Genomic DNA, 16,375 nt, shown 5'->3' with positions numbered 1-16,375 from the left:
CGCGGGTCACCCGTAGTCGGGCAGTGCGAACGTGTCGGCGGGAGGGCGGAACAGCCCCGCGGTCAGCCGACGTCCGGCGCGCGACGAGGCCGCTCGCAGCACCCCGTGGAAGAGAGCTCGTCCGGCGCGAGAGCGGGGATTCGCGAGTCGCGGTGTGCCTGGTGGCAGATCTTGTGCACGCTCGACGAACGGACGGAGGATGTCCTCGTAGCGCTCAAGGGCCGTCTCGACATCGGTGTTGCGCCCGAGCTCGCCGGCCAGGACGTAGGCACCCACGAGTGAGAGGGTCGTGCCCATGCCGCTCAGTGGAGACGCGCAATAGGCGGCGTCGCCGACGAGCGCAACGCTGCCACGGTGCCACGTGTCGAGGTGCACCTGGCCGACCCTGTCGAGATAGAACTCCTCGGCGTGGGCCATCTCGCGCAACACGCGAGGCGCTTGCCATCCGGCATCCGCGAATCGCCTGCGCAGCGCGTCTCGCGAACGACCGGAGTCGTCGTCGCCTGTATCGGCCCGCTCGTCGCCGCGGGTCGGGTAGGACAGTGCGGCGCGGATCGTTCCCAGGTTGTCGGGGCGCAGGCTGATACTCCGTCCGCCCCGGGCGGTGTACCACCGCCACCAGTCGGTGTCGTCGGGTTCCCGTGGGATGGTCAGGTACGCCGTCGACATGTTCTTCGAGACGATCGGGTCGATGCCGGGGAAGACCAATCGGCGTGTGCGAGAGCGCATACCCTCGGCGATCACGACGAGGTCGAACTGCTCGTCGGTTCCGTCGTCGAACGTGACGTGTGCGCCGGCACCGTGATCGTCGAACGAACGGATCGTGGTGGCGAAGCGGTACTCGACGCGCTCGTCGGTGAGGTCGAACAACACCCGCGACAACTCGCCGCGGAGGATTTCGAGCTCGGCCGTCGCCCCGCCGGTGTCGTCACGCCCGGCGGGGAAGCTCGCCACGGTCTGCCCGCGGCTCCCGATGAATCGCGTTCCTGCCTCACGCGTGTTCCGGGCCCGGATCGCCTCTTCGACTCCCATGCGGCGCACCACCTCGCGGCCGGCGCCGCGGATGTCGATGTTCTGTCCGCCAGCGCGCAGTTCGGGCGCGCGCTCGATGACGGTGACGTCCCACGCCGCGCGCTCCATCCAGAAGGCCAGTGCCGGCCCCGCGATGCTCGCGCCGCTGATGAGGACGCGCCGGCGCGCCGTCATCACGCCACCTCCGTCGTGGCTGTCGCCGAGGAGGCCTGCCGCTCGACGTCGCGCGCTGCTTCGACGCCCGCCGGGCGCGAGGGGATCAGGAAGGTGGCGATGACGCCGACCACCAAGAACCCGGCGGCGAGGAAGGCGCCGAAGGCCACGGCATCCGTCATCGCCTGACGGGCCAGGTCGGCGACGTTCTCGAGGCCCGGTACCTGACCGATCGGCTCGATCGCCGCGCCGGCGCTGTCGGTCACGGCATCGGCGAAGCCTTTCGCGTCGGAAGGGGCATACCCGCTGGCCTCGAGCCTGTTCTGCAGTCCCCCGCCCAAGGTCGAGAAGAAGACGGTCGTGAGCGCCGCGATCCCGAGCGCCGAACCGAGCTGGCGGAAGGTGCTCTGGATGCCCGAGCTCTGGCCGCCCTCCTCTGCGGGCACGTCGGCGAGGACGACGTTGGTGACCTGCGCGGTGGCGAAGCCGACGCCCACGCCGTAGAAGAAGAGGACGACCGCGATGAGCAGCCACGACGCGTCGGTGACAGCCGCGACGAGACCGAGGCCGGCGAGGCCGAGCACCTCGAGCACCAGTCCGAGTCGCACGAAGGCCAACGCGCTGACGCGGTTCGAGAGGGGGAAGCTGATGCCGCTGGCGACGAAGCTGCCGATCGCGATCGGGACGAGGGCGAGGCCCGCCTGCAGGGGCGAGTAGCCGAGGGTGAACTGCAGCCAGAGGGGAAGCACGGCGATGATGCCGAATTCGCCGAGCCCGATGATCAGGGTGGCCACGTTGCCGTTGCGGAAGGACGCGATCGAGAACAGGCGCGTGTCCATGAGCGGCTGGTGGCGGCTGCCGGGGCGGCTGAGCCGTGCCTGCCTCCCCACGAAGAAGGCGAGAAGCAGCGCCGAGGCGACGAGCGCGACGAAGGCGGGTGACAGGCCGGAGTCCCAGCGCAAGCCGAACACCTCGAAGGCGTTCTCGCTCAGGAGCCAGCCGTAGACACGACCCTCGACGAGCCCGAACGCGAGCAGTCCGAGACCGCTGACCGAGAGAGCGGCGCTGATGACGTCGACGCCGCCACGCGAGCGGGCGGGCTGGAGGAGGAACAGCACCCCGATGACGACGATGACGATCGTCAGCGGAATGTTGATGCCGAACGCCCAGCGCCACGACGCGTGCTCGGAGAGCCACCCGCCCAGGACGGGACCGAGCGCCGTGGCGGCGCCGATCGTCGAGCCCCAGACGGCGAATGCCTTGCCGCGCGCGGCGCCGACGAACATCGCGTTGAGCAGGGCGAGCGAAGTCGGCAGCACGGCGGCGGCGCCGATGCCCTGCAGGAAGCGGGCGAGGACCAGGATCTCGCCCGTAGGCGCGAGACCGGCGAGCAAGCTCGTGAGGCCGAAGGCGACGACGCCGGCGAGGAACACCGTCTTCGCCCCCCACAGGTCGGAGATGCGTCCGACGACGAGGAGCAGTGCGGCGAAGACGATCGCGTACGACTCCTGGATCCACTGCGCCTGGCTCGAGTCGATGCCCAGGTCATCGATCACCGAGGGGGTGATGACGTTGACGATCGTCGTGTCCACGACGATCAGGGCCACCCCCAGAGCCACGGCGATCAAGCCGACCCAGCGGCGCGCGTTCTCGGAACGTGGCATTGTCTCTCCTCAAATAGTTCCACAATCAAATGGTTCTTCGGGAGAATAACTTGATGAAGTGATAACCTGCAAGTCCGGTCGCAGGACGTCGGGACGGGGGCTTCATGGGTGACGACGACGCCGCTCAGGCTCTGAACCCGGGTTCGCGCTCGGTCACCGACGCACTCCGCGCCTACGGAGCGACGTATACGCAGGTCGCGCGGGCCTTCGCCGCATACGCCGGATTGCACTCCACGGACGCTGCGGCGATGATCGAGATCCTCGGGGCCGAAGAGCGCGGCACGCCGCTGTCGCCGGCGAGACTGAGCGACCAGATCGGACTCAGCTTCGGCGCCACCTCGACCCTTCTGAACCGGCTCGAAGCGGTCGGCCATGTGACCCGCAGCCGCACGCAGGCGGATCGGCGGGTCGTGACACTGCACTCGACACCCGAGGTCCAGCGCCTCGCCGACGAGTTCTTCGCGCCTCTCGGGCGGCGCCTCGACGCGATGCTCGCCGCGCACTCGCCGGCGTTCCTCGCCGAGTTCTCGGCCGTGCTGATGGCGATGAGGGATGCCACCGACGAGTACATCTCGGAGGGCCCCGGGAGCGAGAACGCGTCCGCCGGGCGACACGACTGAGCCGGCTCGTCTCGGCGTCGTCAGGTCCGGTGGAGCCCGCACCGTGTCGGAGAAGACGTCGTCCGCGCCCGGGAACGATTCATCGCACGGGTGTGCACGACGTCGAGATGTCCGCCGTCGGCCGAGGCCGTCACCTCGAGGCGTCCGAGAAGAAATTCCGGGGAACGTGAAAGACGCGGCACGGTCGCGGCCATGAGCACAGTGCACGCCGCGATGATCGCCCGTTCACCGGAACGGGCCGCGGTCTCATCGGAAGGTCTCCCCCATGAACGTCAAGACTCTCACCGCGGTGACCGCCGCCACAGCCGTGATCCTCATCGGCGGCGTGGGATTCATCGGCGGGACGGCGGTCAGCGCCATGCAGAACACCGTCGCGCCGCACGACAGCACGTTCATCGACGGCGTCCCCGCACCCGACGACGACGTCATCGACGCACCCGTGGCTCCGCTGATCGCCACACCCAGCCAGCTGGCCGCGGGGGCGGTGACGCTGGAGCCGGGCCAAGCCCTCCTCGTCGTTCTCGACGCTCCCCAGGGGCGGACCTTCCCGGGCACGGGCGGCTCGGACGACGACGGCATCGTCCAGTTCGAAGCATCCGACGGGACCGACGACGCGGCGTTCTTCGCTCAGAAGCCGGGCAAGACCACGGCGTGGGTCTCGGGAGCCGACGGCCAGCGCGTGAGCTTCGACGTCACCGTCGCGACCCCCTGACCCCGAGGCCCGCGCCGCTCTCCCCCCTCACTCGGCGCGGGTCTCGGCGCGCGTGGTGACCCGCGCGACGTGCAGCGCCAGGTAGAGCACCTCGTCCTCGGTGAGGCGGGCCCCGCCCATCTCGAGCAGGTAGCGCACGCGCTGCGCGCAGGCGTAGGCGGCGGGATGCGAGGCGCGGATGCCGCTGAGCAGCTCGGCGGACGGGTCGTCGAACAGCGCGTCGGCGTCCAGACGCACGAAGAGGTAGCGCAGGTGCGTGACGAAGCGCGCGACGTTCATCGACTCGGCATCCAGGGTCACCCCCATCGACTGCGACACCACCTCGAGCACCCGACCGATGCGTTCGGTCATGTGGATGGTGGGGGCCATGCCCTCCGACGCGAACGCGGCGTTGACGAAGTGCAGCGCGAACGAGATCGCTTCGTCGGCCGGCAGCACGGCGCCCAGGCGCGCGGCGGCGAGGTCCACCGCCTCTCGCCCGACCGCCACCTCGCGGGGATACAGCTGCGACACCTCCCAGCGCAGGGGGTAGTCCATCTCGATGCCCTGGCGCACCCGATCGATGGCGAATGCCAGGTGGTCGGCGAGGGGGAGGATGAGCGCCTGCGACACGCGGATCCCCAACCGGTCGTGGGCGCGCTCCGCGACGAGGGCGGCGCATCGCACGACGTCGAGGGGGATGTCCGACAGGTAGGCGGCGATCCGCTCGACCGGATGCCGGGAGTCGGGCCGGAAGACCTGGTCGATGACGGTGGTGTCGTCGAGACGCTCGCCGCGCTTCCTCCCGTGGGCGATGCCCTTGCCGAGGACGACGATCTCGACGTCGTCGTCACCGCGCACGATCGCGGCATTGTTGTTCAGAACCCGGATGATCTCCATTGCATCTTCCTTGGATGCCGCGGCGGGCCGCGGGGCGGGCGACGCGATGGGGGTGGGGTCGGTGGGACCCCACCCCCATTGTCATGCTTCGGCGGTGGTTGCCGGCTCGAGCGCGCGACCGCGCGTGGCGATGACGTCGGCGTACCAGTACGACGACTTCTTCCGCGTGCGCGCGAGTGTGCGCAGGTCGTCGTCGCCGCGGTCGACGTAGATGAAGCCGTAGCGCTTCGCGGCGCCTTGGTGGGTGGAGACGAGGTCGATCGCCGACCAGGGGCAGTACCCCAACACCTCGACGCCGTCCGCGATCGCCAGACGCATCTGCTCGAGGTGCCGCTGCAGGTAGTCGATGCGGTAGTCGTCCTGGATCGAGCCGTCCTCCTCGGGGGTGTCGAACGCGCCGAGGCCGTTCTCCGTCACCAACAGGGGCAGGCGGTAGCGATCCCAGAGGGCGCGGAAGGTCGTCCGGAAGCCGACCGGGTCGATCTCCCACCCGAACGCGTTGGTCGGCAGGTTCGGGTTCTGCGTGGCGCGGTACAGCCCCACCTCGCCGCGGACCATCTGCTGATCCCCGGGGCGAGCGGCAAGGTCCGCCGACGTGCCCGTGGATGCCGCGACGGTCTGGGTCGCGTAGTAGTTGAACGCCACGAAGTCAGGGCGAGCGGATGCCAGATCCTCCAGGTCGCCCGGCTCGATCGTCGGCTCCCACCCGCGCTCGACCAGATACGCCCACGCGAGCGAGTTGTACCGGCCGTGCACGGCGAGATCGGTGTAGAGCCAGTTGCGCACCGCGTTCCAGTCGTCGGCGGCGACGACGTCGTCCGGCTTGCTGGACGCCGGGTAGACGTAGGCGATGTTGGGGGCCGGGCCGATCTTCGCCTCGGGCAGCATCCGGTGGCACAGCGCCATCGCTCGGGACTGGGCGAGGAACATGTGGTGGTTCTGCTGGTACAGATCGCGCTTCGCGTCGGCGGCGTCGCCCGTGCTCACCCCGAGAGCGGTGCCGTGCAGGATCATCATGTTCTGCTCGTTGATCGTGAGCCACCAGCGCACCTTGTCGCCGTACTCGCGGTAGAGCACCTCGGCGTAGCGCACGAACGCGTCGGCTGTCGCCCGGTTCGACCAGCCGCCCTTCTCGGCGAGGGCCTGCGGAAGGTCGAAGTGGTACATCGTCACGATCGGCTCGATGCCCCGGGCCAGCAGCTCGTCGATGACCGCGTGATAGTGCGCGACGCCGAGGGGATTGATCTCGCCGTCGCCGTCGGGGATGATCCGCGTCCAGGCGATCGAGAAGCGGTACGCCCGGAAGCCGATCTCGGCCATCAGGGCGATGTCCTCGGCGTAGCGGTGATAGTGGTCGCTCGCGACGGCGTACGCCGTGCGGTCGGCGCGGCCGACGTTGTTCGCGTCGATGACCGAGGGGCCCTTGCCGTCCTCGTCGATGGCCCCTTCCACCTGGTAGGCCGAGGTCGATCCGCCCCAGAAGAAGTCGGCGGGGAACTCGGGGAGCTCGCGGTACTGCATCAGTTCTCCTTGGTCGCGACGAGGGCGGGAGCGCCCGCGGTGGCGGCCCCCAGGCCGGGCACCTCGAACGCGCCGAAGTCGGTGCTGTTGATCACGACGACGGGCGTGATGGCATCCAGTCCCGCCGCGCGGATCGCCGCGAGATCCACGTCGACCAGGGGCGCCCCGGCCGCCACGGTGTCACCGACCGCGACCCGCGGGGTGAAGGGGGCGCCGTTGAGCCCCACCGTGTCGATGCCGATGTGCACGAGCAGCTCGGCTCCGTCGGCCGTCTTGATGCCGTACGCGTGGCCCTGCGCCACGACCACCTCGCCGGCCGCGGGCGAGACGAAGGTGCCGTCGGCGGGTCGCACGGCGAAGCCCTGCCCCATCGCGCCCGAGGCGAACGCCTTGTCGGGCACCTCCGCGAGGGCGACGATCTCACCGCGCGCGGGGGAGAGCACGGTGAGCGACGCCTCGGCAGGCGACGCACCGGCGGGTGCCGCCTCGACGGGGGCGCGCTCGGCCGCGGCGGCGGCGCGGTCCTTCGCCAGGTCGGCGCGGCTGAAGCCGAAGAAGTAGGTGCCGATGGCCGACAGCACGAAGGCCACGATCGTGCCGACGATCAGCCAGAGGAAGTTCGTCGGGTCGCCCGAGGGATCGATGCCGATCGGCAGGGTCAGCAGGCCGGGCGCGCCGGTCGAGAACACCTTGACGCCGCCCGCGCCCACGATCGCGCCGCCGATGGCACCCGAGATGCCCGCGACGAGGAACGCGCGCTTGCGGGGAAGGGTGATGCCGTAGATCGCCGGCTCGGTCACGCCGAACACGGCGGCGAGGGTCGCCGAGAAGCCGAGGGCCTTGGTCTTCTTCTCGCGCAGGCGCAGGGTCACGCCGAGGGCGGCACCGGCCTGGGCGAGCACGGCCGGGAAGGCGGCGGACTTCATGTAGTCGAACCCGGTGTTGGCGATGTTGTTGATGAACAGCGGCACGATGCCCCAGTGCACGCCGAAGATCACGAGCACCTGCCACAGGCCACCCATCAGGATGCCGAGCACGATCGGCGAGAACTGGTAGGCGCCGGTCATGAGGTCGGCCATGAGCGCGCTGACCCAGGTGCCGGCGGGGCCGATGGTGAGAAGGGTGACGGGGACGACGATCACGAGGCTGATGAGCGGCGTGATGAAGCTGCGCACCGCCTCGTGGATGAACCGGTTGGCCAGGCGCTCGACGTACGACAGCAGCCAGACGGCCAGGATGATGGGCACGACAGACGAGGTGTAGGTCTGCAGCAGCACCGGGATGCCGAGGAAGTCGACGGGGTTGCCGGCCCGCAGGTACTCCAGCATGGTCATCGGCACGCGCTCGCCGTCGATGACCCAGGTGACGTTGACGAGGTTCGTGTAGATCAGGGCGCCCGCGACGGCCATCGCGGTGAAGACGTTCGCGCCGAACTTGCGGGCCGTGGTGACGGCGAGCAGCATCGGCAGGAACGCGAAGAACGCGTCGGCGGTGGCGAACAGCACCTGGTAGGTCGTCGACGACGAGGGCAGCACGCCCGTGGTCGAGAGGATGATCAGCAGGCCCTTGAGGATGCCCGTCGCCGCCAGCACGCCGAGGATCGGCGCGAAGATCGCCGAGACGACGTCGATCACCCGCGAGAGGATGCCGGCCTTCTGCCCGCCCCCGTCCGCGGCGGGGGTGCGGTCCCCTTCGGTGAGCGACGCGGGCAGGCCCGCGTACACCTTGGAGACGTTGTTGCCCACGACGACCTGGAACTGCCCGCCGTTCTCGACGACGGTGATCACGCCCGGGAGGGCGGTGACGGCGTCCTTGTCGGCGCGGGCGCGGTCGCGCAGGGTGAAGCGCAGGCGGGTCGCGCAGTGCACGACTCCCGCGACGTTGTCTTCGCCGCCCACGGCGGAGAGGACGTCGCCCGCCAGGGTCGAGTAGTTGACGGTGGCCATGACCGTACTCCTTGTCGTTCGTCATCGAACTCGCGGAAAAAAGGCAACAAAAAAGGCCCGAACTCTGACCAAGGGTGTTGGTCGAAGCTCAGGCCTTGCCTCGCTCGAAACGAGTTACATACCAGTGCTCGCATCACGAAGATGCTGAGGTCACGATACACCTCGGCGCGCGGTTGTCAAGCGAAGGGGAAGCCACGAGGGCCGGGATGTGCACCGGTCGCGCCGACCCCGACCACCCCGACAAGCGAACCGCATCCTCATTCAATGGGAATCCCACCGTGCATCGTCAGGGTCGCGGGCACCATCGATCACAGCCACCGTCGAAGGAGACGCCTCATGACCATCACCGCCCGCACCCGCGTCGCCATCGTCGGCGCCGGCCCCGCAGGCCTCCTGCTCTCGCACCTGCTCGCGCAGTCCGGCATCGAGTCGATCATCGTCGACCAGCGCTCGCGCGACGAGATCGAGAGCACGATCCGCGCCGGCATCCTGGAGCAGGGCACCGTCGAACTGCTCGACACGATCGGCCCGGCCTCGCGCGCCCGCACCGTCGGCCACCGCCACGACGGCATCGAACTGCGCTTCGAGGGCGAGGGGCACCGCGTCGACTTCGCCGATACCGTCGGTCGTGCGGTCTGGCTGTACCCGCAGCACGAGGTGCTCAAAGACCTCATCTCCGCGCGCCTCGCCGCGGGACAAGACCTCCGCTTCGGAGTGACGGCGGAGGCGGTCGAAGACGCCGACAGCGCCCGCCCCCGGGTGATCGCGCGCGACGCCGACGGTGAGCGGTTCGTCATCGAGGCGGACTTCGTTGTCGGCTCCGACGGTTCGCGCAGCATCGCCCGCGCGGCGGTCACGGGGTCGATGACCGGCGGATACTTCCGCGAGTACCCGTTCGCCTGGTTCGGCATCCTCTGCGAAGCGCCGCCGAGCAGCGACGAGCTCATCTACAGCAACTCCCCCGACGGCTTCGCTCTCGTCAGTCAGCGGTCCGACACCGTCCAGCGAATGTACTTCCAGTGCGACCCCGACACCGACACCGCCGCGTACTCGGAGGCGCAGCTGTGGGACGAGCTGCAGAAACGCGTCCCGGGCACCACGCTGAAAGAGGGCCCGATCTTCCAGCGCGACGTGCTGCGCTTCCGCAGCTTCGTCGCGCACGAGCTGCGCCGCGGCCGCGTGGCTCTCGTCGGCGACGCCGCGCACACCGTGCCGCCGACCGGCGCGAAGGGCATGAACCTGGCGATCGCCGACGTGCGCCTGCTCGCCGAGGCGCTGCGCACCCTGCTGCTCGAGGGCGACGAGCGTCTGCTCGATGCGTACCCCGAGACCGCCAGCCGCCGCATCTGGAAGGCCCAGCACTTCTCGTGGTGGATGACGAGCATGCTGCACGTGGCTCCGGATGCCACCGACTTCGACCGTCGGCGTCAGCTCGGCGAGCTGCGCACCGTCGTGGAGTCCGCGCACGGACGGGCCTTGCTCGCCGAGGCGTACTGCGGCTGGCCGCTCGACGCCTGACCCGGCCGCGACCCGTCACGGCCACGCCGGTTCGGGGCGGAATCGGCCCGGCCGCGACCCGTCACGGCCACGCCGGCTCGGGGCGGAATCGGCTCGGCCGCGACCCGTCACGGCCACGCCGACTCGGGGCGGAATCGGCCAATCGGGGCGGAAGGATCACGCCCCGATCGGCGACACCCGCCCCGAACCGGCGAAGACCACCGGCGCAGCGGTCACCCGGGCGAAGACGCTCAGTCCTCGGGTGCCTTCGGGAACGGGCTCGGAACCACCGGGTGCGTTCCCGTGAAGCCCTCGCGCTCGGCGGCCAGTTCCGCGATGCGCTTGCGGCAGGCGTACCAGCCGATGACGATGCCGACCACGGCGATGACCGTGGCCACGAGCGTGGCCGGTGAGTCGACGAAGACCAGCACGAGCACACCCGCGAGGAACACCAGCGTCACCCAGTTCGTGTACGGAGCACCGAACAGACGGAACGACGGCCGCACCAGCAGCCCGCGGTCGGCGAGCTGCTTCAGACGCATCTGGCAGATGATGATGGTCGCCCACGTCGAGATGATGCCGACCGACGCGACGCTGAGAACCGTCTCGAACGCCTCGGCGGGCACGAAGAAGTTCAGCACCACGCCCAGCAGCGCCACGACCGCGGTGATCGCGATGCCGCCGTAGGGCACGCCGGCCTTGTTCATGCGGGCCGCGAACTGCGGCGCGGAGCCCGCGATCGCCATCGAGCGCAGGATGCGCCCGGTCGAGTAGAGACCTGCGTTCAGCGACGACAGCGCCGCGGTGAGCACGACCATGTTCATGATCACGTCGACGCCCGGCACCCCGATCGAGGCGAAGAAGGTCACGAACGGGCTCTGCCCGGCCGAGTACGCCGTGAACGGCAGCAGGAGCGAGAGCAGCAGCACCGAGCCGACGTAGAACACCGCCACGCGTATCACCACCGAGTTGATGGCGCGGGGCATGACCTTCTCGGGGTCTTTCGTCTCACCGGCGGCGGTACCGATCAGCTCGATCGAGGCGTAGGCGAAGACGACGCCCTGCATGAGCAGAATGGCGGGCAGGATGCCGTTGGGGAGGAACCCGCCGTTGTCGGCGATGAGCGAGAAGCCGACGGGCGAGCCGTTGGGGGTGCCGAACACCACGAAGTAGATGCCGACCAGTAGGAACGCCACCAGGGCGGCGACCTTGATGAGCGCGAACCAGAACTCCAGCTCGCCGAACACCTTCACGGAGACGAGGTTGACCGCCAGTACGACGATGAGGGCGATGAGCGCCCACGCCCACTGCGGCACGGCGCCGATCCAAGGCACGTACTTGCCGAAGAAGTTCATGTAGACGGCGGCGGCGGTGATGTCGACGATCGTCGTCATCGCCCAGTTGATCCAGTAGAACCAGCCCGAGACGAACGCGGCCTTCTCGCCGAAGAACTCGCGCGCGTACGACACGAACGACCCCGAGCTCGGGCGGTGCAGCACGAGCTCGCCGAGCGCGCGAAGGATGAAGAACGCGAAGACGCCGCACACGGCGTACGAGATGACGATCGCCGGACCCGCCTGGGCGAGACGGCCGCCGGCGCCGAGGAACAGTCCCGTTCCGATCGCGCCGCCGATGGCGATCATCTGCACCTGACGCGACGACAGGCCCTTGTGGTAGCCGCTGTCCTCGAGCTGCACGGTCGAGGTGTGGATCGGCTCGGCGGGGTCGCCCGAGCGCGGAGTGGAGTCGTTCACGTACCCATCATTCGTTTCGCGCACCGCCTGTCCAGCAAGCGCGCCGAGATCGGCGGCATCCGGATGCCATGGCTCAGAGCCACTTCTTCCACTTGAACGTCACCCACAGACCCGCCGACACCGCGACCATCAGCACGAGTGCCATCGGGTAGCCGTACTGCCACGTCAATTCGGGCATGTTCTCGAAGTTCATGCCGTAGATGGCCCCGATGAGCGACGGGCCGAACAGGATCGCGGCCCACCCCGAGATCTTCTTCACCTGCTCGTTCTGCTGCAGCGACGTCTCGGTCTGACGTTGCGTGACGAGAGTGGCGTTGACGGTCAGAGCGTTGTCGAGGATGGCGCGCAATGCCGAGAGCTTCTCGCACTGACGCAGCACGTGGTCGAGCACGTCGCGGAGCGAGCGCTGCAGCTCGAGGTCGACGCCGTACTTGTCGGCTCCGCGCAGCAGACCCTCGAGCATGCCGCGCAGCGGCTCGGCGGCACGTTGGAAGTGGATGACCTCGCGGGCGAGCTCGTAGATGCGCTGCGTGAGCTCGGCGCCGCCGGTGCCGAACAGCTGGTCCTCGATCTCGTCGACGTCGTTGCGCAGCCCCCGTGCGACCGGGTCGTACTGGTCGACGACCTCGTCGAGGATCGCGTACAGCACGGCCTCGGGTCCGCGCGCGAGCAGGTCGGGGTTCTTCTCGAGGCGGCGGCGCACGCGCGAGAGGTCGGGCACTTCGGCGTGGCGCACGGTCACGACGTAATCGGCACCGATGAAGACGTGCAGCTCGCCGAATTCGACCGTCTCGCTCTCGTCGATGTAGCGCGCCGGCCGCAGCACCGCGAAGAGGTTGTCGCCGTAGCGTTCGAGCTTCGCCCGCTGATGGCCCGTGAGCGCGTCCTCCACGGCGAGCGGGTGCAGCGAGAACTCCGCGGCCACGCGTTCCAGCTCGTCGGGCGAGGGACGCAGCAGCCCGATCCACGCCATGCCGCCGTGGGCCTCCATGTACTCGAAGGTCTGGTCGAGGCTCGCGGGGTTCTCGATGCGGTGACCGTCGACGTACACGGCGCTGTCGATGATGGGCATGAGTCCGTTGTACTCCCGACGCCTATGAACGCCGGGTCACTTCTCCGGGTCGTTGCCCCAGTTCATCAGCGAGTAGCGCCAGTCGGTGTCGGTGATGTCGCCCTTCGGCTTCTGCGCGCTGTGGCGCTTGACGTAGCCGACGACCTTGCGCATGTGGGCGTAATCGTCGTCGGTGAGATCGGCCTTCTTCTTCTCGAGGATCCGCACGATGTGCCGCCCGCTCTCGTGACCGGTCGACTCGCCGCCATCCTTCTTCTGCCCGACGGATTTCGACTCGTCGGTGTCGAGCCACTTCTTCAGCTCGCTCGCGGTCATGTTCACCGCGTCGTCGAAGTCCTTCTTGGTCTGGTCGTCGTCATCGCTCATGCCGTCATCCTCGCCAAGGTCGAGGGCGACCGAGGCCCCCTTGCGCCGGCGACGATCCCGGGGCAGCCGCGCCGCAGTGGCATCCGCGGGCATCCGCCCCGCCCCCGGCATCGGCGCAGCCGTCCGCGCCCGAGCGGCATCCGTTCAGCCGACGGGCTCGCTGAGCGGCTCGTCGGCGTCGGGTCCCGGATGCCGTGCCGCTGCGCCCCGGCGGGCGGCGGCGAGCACCGCGCCGATGCTGGCCGCGATGACCAGGGCGATACCCGCGATCTCGAGCCACGACAGGCGCTGCCCGAGCAGCAGGAAGCCGGCGATCGAGGCGGTCGCCGGCCCGAGGCTCATGAGGATCGCGAACGCCGACGCGGGCAGGCGACGCAGCGCCACCAGTTCGAGGGCATAGGGGATGGTCGACGACAACAGCGCGACCGCGGCCCCCAGGGCGAGGATGTCGACGCGCAGCAGCGCCGGACCCGCCTGCCAGATCCCGAACGGCAGGGCGATCGCCGCCCCCATTGCCATCGCCAGCGCCAGCCCGTCGAGGCGGGGGAACTCCCGCCCCACGCGCGCCGACGCGAGGATGTACAGCGCCCAGCTCACGGCCGCCCCCAGCGCGAAGACGACGCCGAGCAGATCGAGCCGGTCCCAGCCGCCCGCGCCCAGGGCGATGACGCCCGCGAGCGCGAGTCCCGCCCAGAGCCATCGGGCCATGCCCGTCGCGGTCAGGATCGACAGGGTCAGCGGACCGAGCACCTCGATCGTGACGGTCACCCCGAGCGGCAGGCGCTCCAGCGCCAGGTAGAACAGGCCGTTCATGGATGCCAGCACCACACCGAACCCCACGACCGCGCGCCACGCGAAGGCGGTGTGGCCCCGCAGGCCCGGACGGGCGATGACGAGGAGCAACAGGGCCGAGAACACCAGCCGCAGCATCACGATGCCGAGCGGGCCCGTCTCGGGGAAGAGCATGACCGCGAACGACGCGCCGACCTCCTGGCAGGCGAGGCCCACCAGCACGAGCGCGGCGGCCGAGCCCTGCCCGCCGCGTGCTGTCATCCGGCGGCGGGTGCGCAGATGGCGTTGGCGGTGATGTTCTCGCGCATCTGGTCGGCGGTCCAGGGGAGCCCTGCCTCCGGCACGGTCTGCCCTTCGGCCGCGGGGGCCTTGGACGCGATGGCGGCGAGCTGCCAGGCGAGCCAGGCACCGGTGTTCTCGTTGCCGGCCGAGTTGTTCAGCGCGACCGCGACCGACATGCCGGTGACGGGGTCGGCGAAGGCGCCGACGATGTAACCGGGCGTCGAACCGAACTGTCCGATGAGCGAACCGGCCTGATAGGCACCGCCCGCCGCGGTGAACCAGGTCGGCTGATCGGCGGCGACGGGCACCGGATTCGCGAACCGGTCGTCGTCGTCGGGCAGGAGCGCGCCGGTGGCGAGGGCCTGGGCGTAACGCCCGAGGTCGCGGATGTTCGTGACGCCCCCCGAGGCGGCGGCCCCGTAGCTCGACGACATGACGGTGAACTCGCGCGGAGCTGCGCAGTCGAAGGCGCCTTCGGCGTTGGGCTGCGACCAGTGACCCGTGAGAGGCGATGTGCCGGGGGCGGCGGCCGCGGGAGGCGGCACCGCGGTGGCCTGCAGGCCGAGGGGCTCGGTGACACGCTCGGCGATGACCTCCGCGAGCGACTGCCCGGTGACACGCTCGACAGCGAGACCGGCGAGGAGGAAATTGGTCGGCGACTGCGCGAAAGAGACGCCGGGGTCGTTGAGGCGGGGCTTCGCGATGCCGTACGCCATCAGCTCGCGCGCGTTCCACACGCGGTCGGGGTTGCTGAGCACCAGACCGTCGAGGCTCGAGGTGTACGACGCGAGTCCCGACGTCCCGTCGCACAGCTGCCGGAGGGTGATGTCGGCATAGCCGGGCACGTTGCTCACCCACTGCGTGAGGGGATCCTCGAGCGAGAAGCGCCCGTCGGCGGCGAGGCGGTACACCGCGTCGCACGTCATCGCTCCGGTGACGTCGGCGGCGCGGAACTGCATGTCGTCGGTCACCGCGGCTCCGCCGGGGCCCTGGGTGCCCACGCCGGAGATCCAGGTGCCGCTCCAGGGCGCCCAGACCCCGACGATCGCACCGGTCGCGCCGGTCGCGGTGATGGCCGCGCTCACCGCATCGCGCATCTCGGTCACGGTGGCCTCGGGAAGAGGGGCGTCCACCTGAGAGGGGACGTCGATCGACACCGAGCTCTGGCTCGTGCAGCCGCTCAGCACGAGCGCGAGCGCTGCCGCGCCCGCGATCGCGACGGACGCGGAACGACGCCATCTCCGCATGTGAACCCCCAGCGTTTCCGAGCGCGACGAAGCGCGCTCCCGTTGAATTCAAACACACGGGGCGAGCGCCGACCCGCCGCTTGCGCGCCCGGGTCGTCACGTCTGCATCACGACTGCCGCCCGGCCGACGATGATCTGCGCGCGAGGGGTTAGGCAAACCTAACTCTTTGCGTATGATGGCCGCATGAACGCCGTCGTCCCGTTCTCCACGGCTCTGCGCGAGCGCTCCAGCAGCGCGCACTCCCCCCGCGAGTGCGACGGCTTCATGACCGACCTGCTCACCGGCGCCGGCACTCGCGACGATTACATCGCGCTCATCGCCCAGCACTGGTTCCTCTACGCCGCACTCGAAGAGGCGTCTGCGCGCATGCGCACCGACCCGGTGGCATCCGTGTTCCTGAGCGACAAGCTCTCGCGCCTCCCTGCACTCGAAGCCGACCTCGCCTTCCTCATCGGCCCGCACTGGCGCGACGAGATCCACCCGCTGCCCACGACGCAGGCGTACGTCGCGCGCATCCGGCGGGTGGCAGCGACCTGGCCCGGCGGGTTCGTCGCGCACCATTACACGCGACTGCTCGGTGACCTGTCGGGCGGGCCGTCGATCGGCCGGCTGATGCAGCGCAAGTTCGGATTCGAGACCAACGGCATCGGTTTCCTGCTGTTCGGCGACATCGCCGACCCGAAGGCGTTCAAGAGCGTCTACCGCGAGCAGCTCGACGCCGCGCCGTGGGACGACGCCGAGAAGGAGCGCGTCATCGCCGAGGTGCTCGTCGCCTACCGTTTCACCACCGAGCTGTTCGCCGACCTGACGCGCGCGAAGGCCGACAGGGTCGCCTGA

General features: G+C 69.7%; 14 protein-coding genes. 4 read left to right on the top strand and 10 right to left on the bottom strand.

The window, feature by feature from the left end; genetic code table 11:
• Nucleotides 1-6: 6 nt before the first annotated feature.
• Together QE410_RS00265 and QE410_RS00260 are read right to left on the bottom strand one after the other, a co-directional pair.
• The gene (locus QE410_RS00265; RefSeq protein WP_307326544.1) at nt 7-1,206 is read right to left on the bottom strand and encodes an FAD-dependent monooxygenase; all 1,200 of its coding nucleotides are present in this window, start codon (nt 1,204-1,206) and stop codon (nt 7-9) included.
• Nucleotides 1,206-2,849 carry a DHA2 family efflux MFS transporter permease subunit gene (locus QE410_RS00260; protein WP_307326542.1) on the bottom strand — a complete coding sequence of 548 codons (1,644 nt, stop codon included), beginning with the start codon at nt 2,847-2,849 and terminating at the stop codon, nt 1,206-1,208. The genes QE410_RS00265 and QE410_RS00260 overlap by 1 nt, the downstream gene beginning before the upstream one ends.
• A gap of 104 nt (nt 2,850-2,953) precedes the next feature.
• On the opposite strand from QE410_RS00260, the gene QE410_RS00255 reads away from it, so the two are divergent.
• Nucleotides 2,954-3,469, top strand: coding sequence for a MarR family winged helix-turn-helix transcriptional regulator (locus QE410_RS00255; protein ID WP_307326540.1), 516 nt, complete (start codon nt 2,954-2,956; stop codon nt 3,467-3,469).
• Between the two features lie 265 nt (nt 3,470-3,734).
• Nucleotides 3,735-4,181, top strand: coding sequence for a hypothetical protein (locus QE410_RS00250; RefSeq protein ID WP_307326538.1), 447 nt, complete (start codon nt 3,735-3,737; stop codon nt 4,179-4,181).
• Between the two features lie 27 nt (nt 4,182-4,208).
• Here the strand turns inward: QE410_RS00250 and QE410_RS00245 are convergent, their stop codons facing one another.
• From QE410_RS00245 to QE410_RS00235, 3 genes are all read right to left on the bottom strand, one after another.
• Complete coding sequence (locus QE410_RS00245; protein ID WP_307326537.1) at nt 4,209-5,060, bottom strand: PRD domain-containing protein; 852 nt, start codon at nt 5,058-5,060, stop codon at nt 4,209-4,211.
• Nucleotides 5,061-5,141: 81 nt separating this feature from the next.
• Nucleotides 5,142-6,581 (bottom strand): glycoside hydrolase family 1 protein, encoded by a 1,440-nt coding sequence (locus tag QE410_RS00240; RefSeq protein WP_307326534.1) that lies wholly within the window; start codon nt 6,579-6,581, stop codon nt 5,142-5,144.
• Nucleotides 6,581-8,527: a beta-glucoside-specific PTS transporter subunit IIABC gene (locus QE410_RS00235; RefSeq protein ID WP_307326531.1), complete on the bottom strand. Its 1,947-nt coding sequence runs from the start codon at nt 8,525-8,527 to the stop codon at nt 6,581-6,583. The genes QE410_RS00240 and QE410_RS00235 overlap by 1 nt, the downstream gene beginning before the upstream one ends.
• Nucleotides 8,528-8,863: 336 nt before the next feature.
• On the opposite strand from QE410_RS00235, the gene QE410_RS00230 reads away from it, so the two are divergent.
• The gene (locus QE410_RS00230) at nt 8,864-10,045 is read left to right on the top strand and encodes a 4-hydroxybenzoate 3-monooxygenase (protein WP_307326530.1); all 1,182 of its coding nucleotides are present in this window, start codon (nt 8,864-8,866) and stop codon (nt 10,043-10,045) included.
• 230 nt (nt 10,046-10,275) lie between these two features.
• On the opposite strand, the gene QE410_RS00225 is transcribed toward QE410_RS00230, so the two are convergent.
• The 5 genes from QE410_RS00225 to QE410_RS00205 all read right to left on the bottom strand — a co-directional run bounded on the left by QE410_RS00225 (nt 10,276) and on the right by QE410_RS00205 (nt 15,537).
• Nucleotides 10,276-11,736: an amino acid permease gene (locus QE410_RS00225; RefSeq protein WP_307334273.1), complete on the bottom strand. Its 1,461-nt coding sequence runs from the start codon at nt 11,734-11,736 to the stop codon at nt 10,276-10,278.
• Between the two features lie 115 nt (nt 11,737-11,851).
• Nucleotides 11,852-12,850 carry a magnesium and cobalt transport protein CorA gene (locus QE410_RS00220; protein WP_307326528.1) on the bottom strand — a complete coding sequence of 333 codons (999 nt, stop codon included), beginning with the start codon at nt 12,848-12,850 and terminating at the stop codon, nt 11,852-11,854.
• 36 nt (nt 12,851-12,886) lie between these two features.
• A complete protein-coding gene (locus tag QE410_RS00215; protein WP_307326526.1) occupies nt 12,887-13,216 on the bottom strand; it encodes a DUF3140 domain-containing protein in 330 nt (109 codons plus the stop codon).
• 144 nt (nt 13,217-13,360) lie between these two features.
• A complete protein-coding gene (locus tag QE410_RS00210) occupies nt 13,361-14,269 on the bottom strand; it encodes a DMT family transporter (protein ID WP_307326525.1) in 909 nt (302 codons plus the stop codon).
• Entirely contained in the window at nt 14,266-15,537 is a 1,272-nt protein-coding gene (locus QE410_RS00205) for a serine hydrolase (protein ID WP_307326523.1), read from the bottom strand. Before QE410_RS00205 ends, QE410_RS00210 begins: the two co-directional genes overlap by 4 nt.
• A 184-nt stretch (nt 15,538-15,721) precedes the next feature.
• Between QE410_RS00205 and QE410_RS00200 the strand changes: the two genes are divergently transcribed.
• Entirely contained in the window at nt 15,722-16,375 is a 654-nt protein-coding gene (locus QE410_RS00200; protein ID WP_307326520.1) for a heme oxygenase (biliverdin-producing), read from the top strand.

The sequence above is a fragment of the Microbacterium sp. SORGH_AS_1204 genome (assembly GCF_030818935.1).
GTDB lineage: Bacteria > Actinomycetota > Actinomycetes > Actinomycetales > Microbacteriaceae > Microbacterium.
The sequence above is the reverse complement of the archived record's forward strand: the minus strand, read 5'-3'. Positions and strand labels throughout refer to the sequence as shown.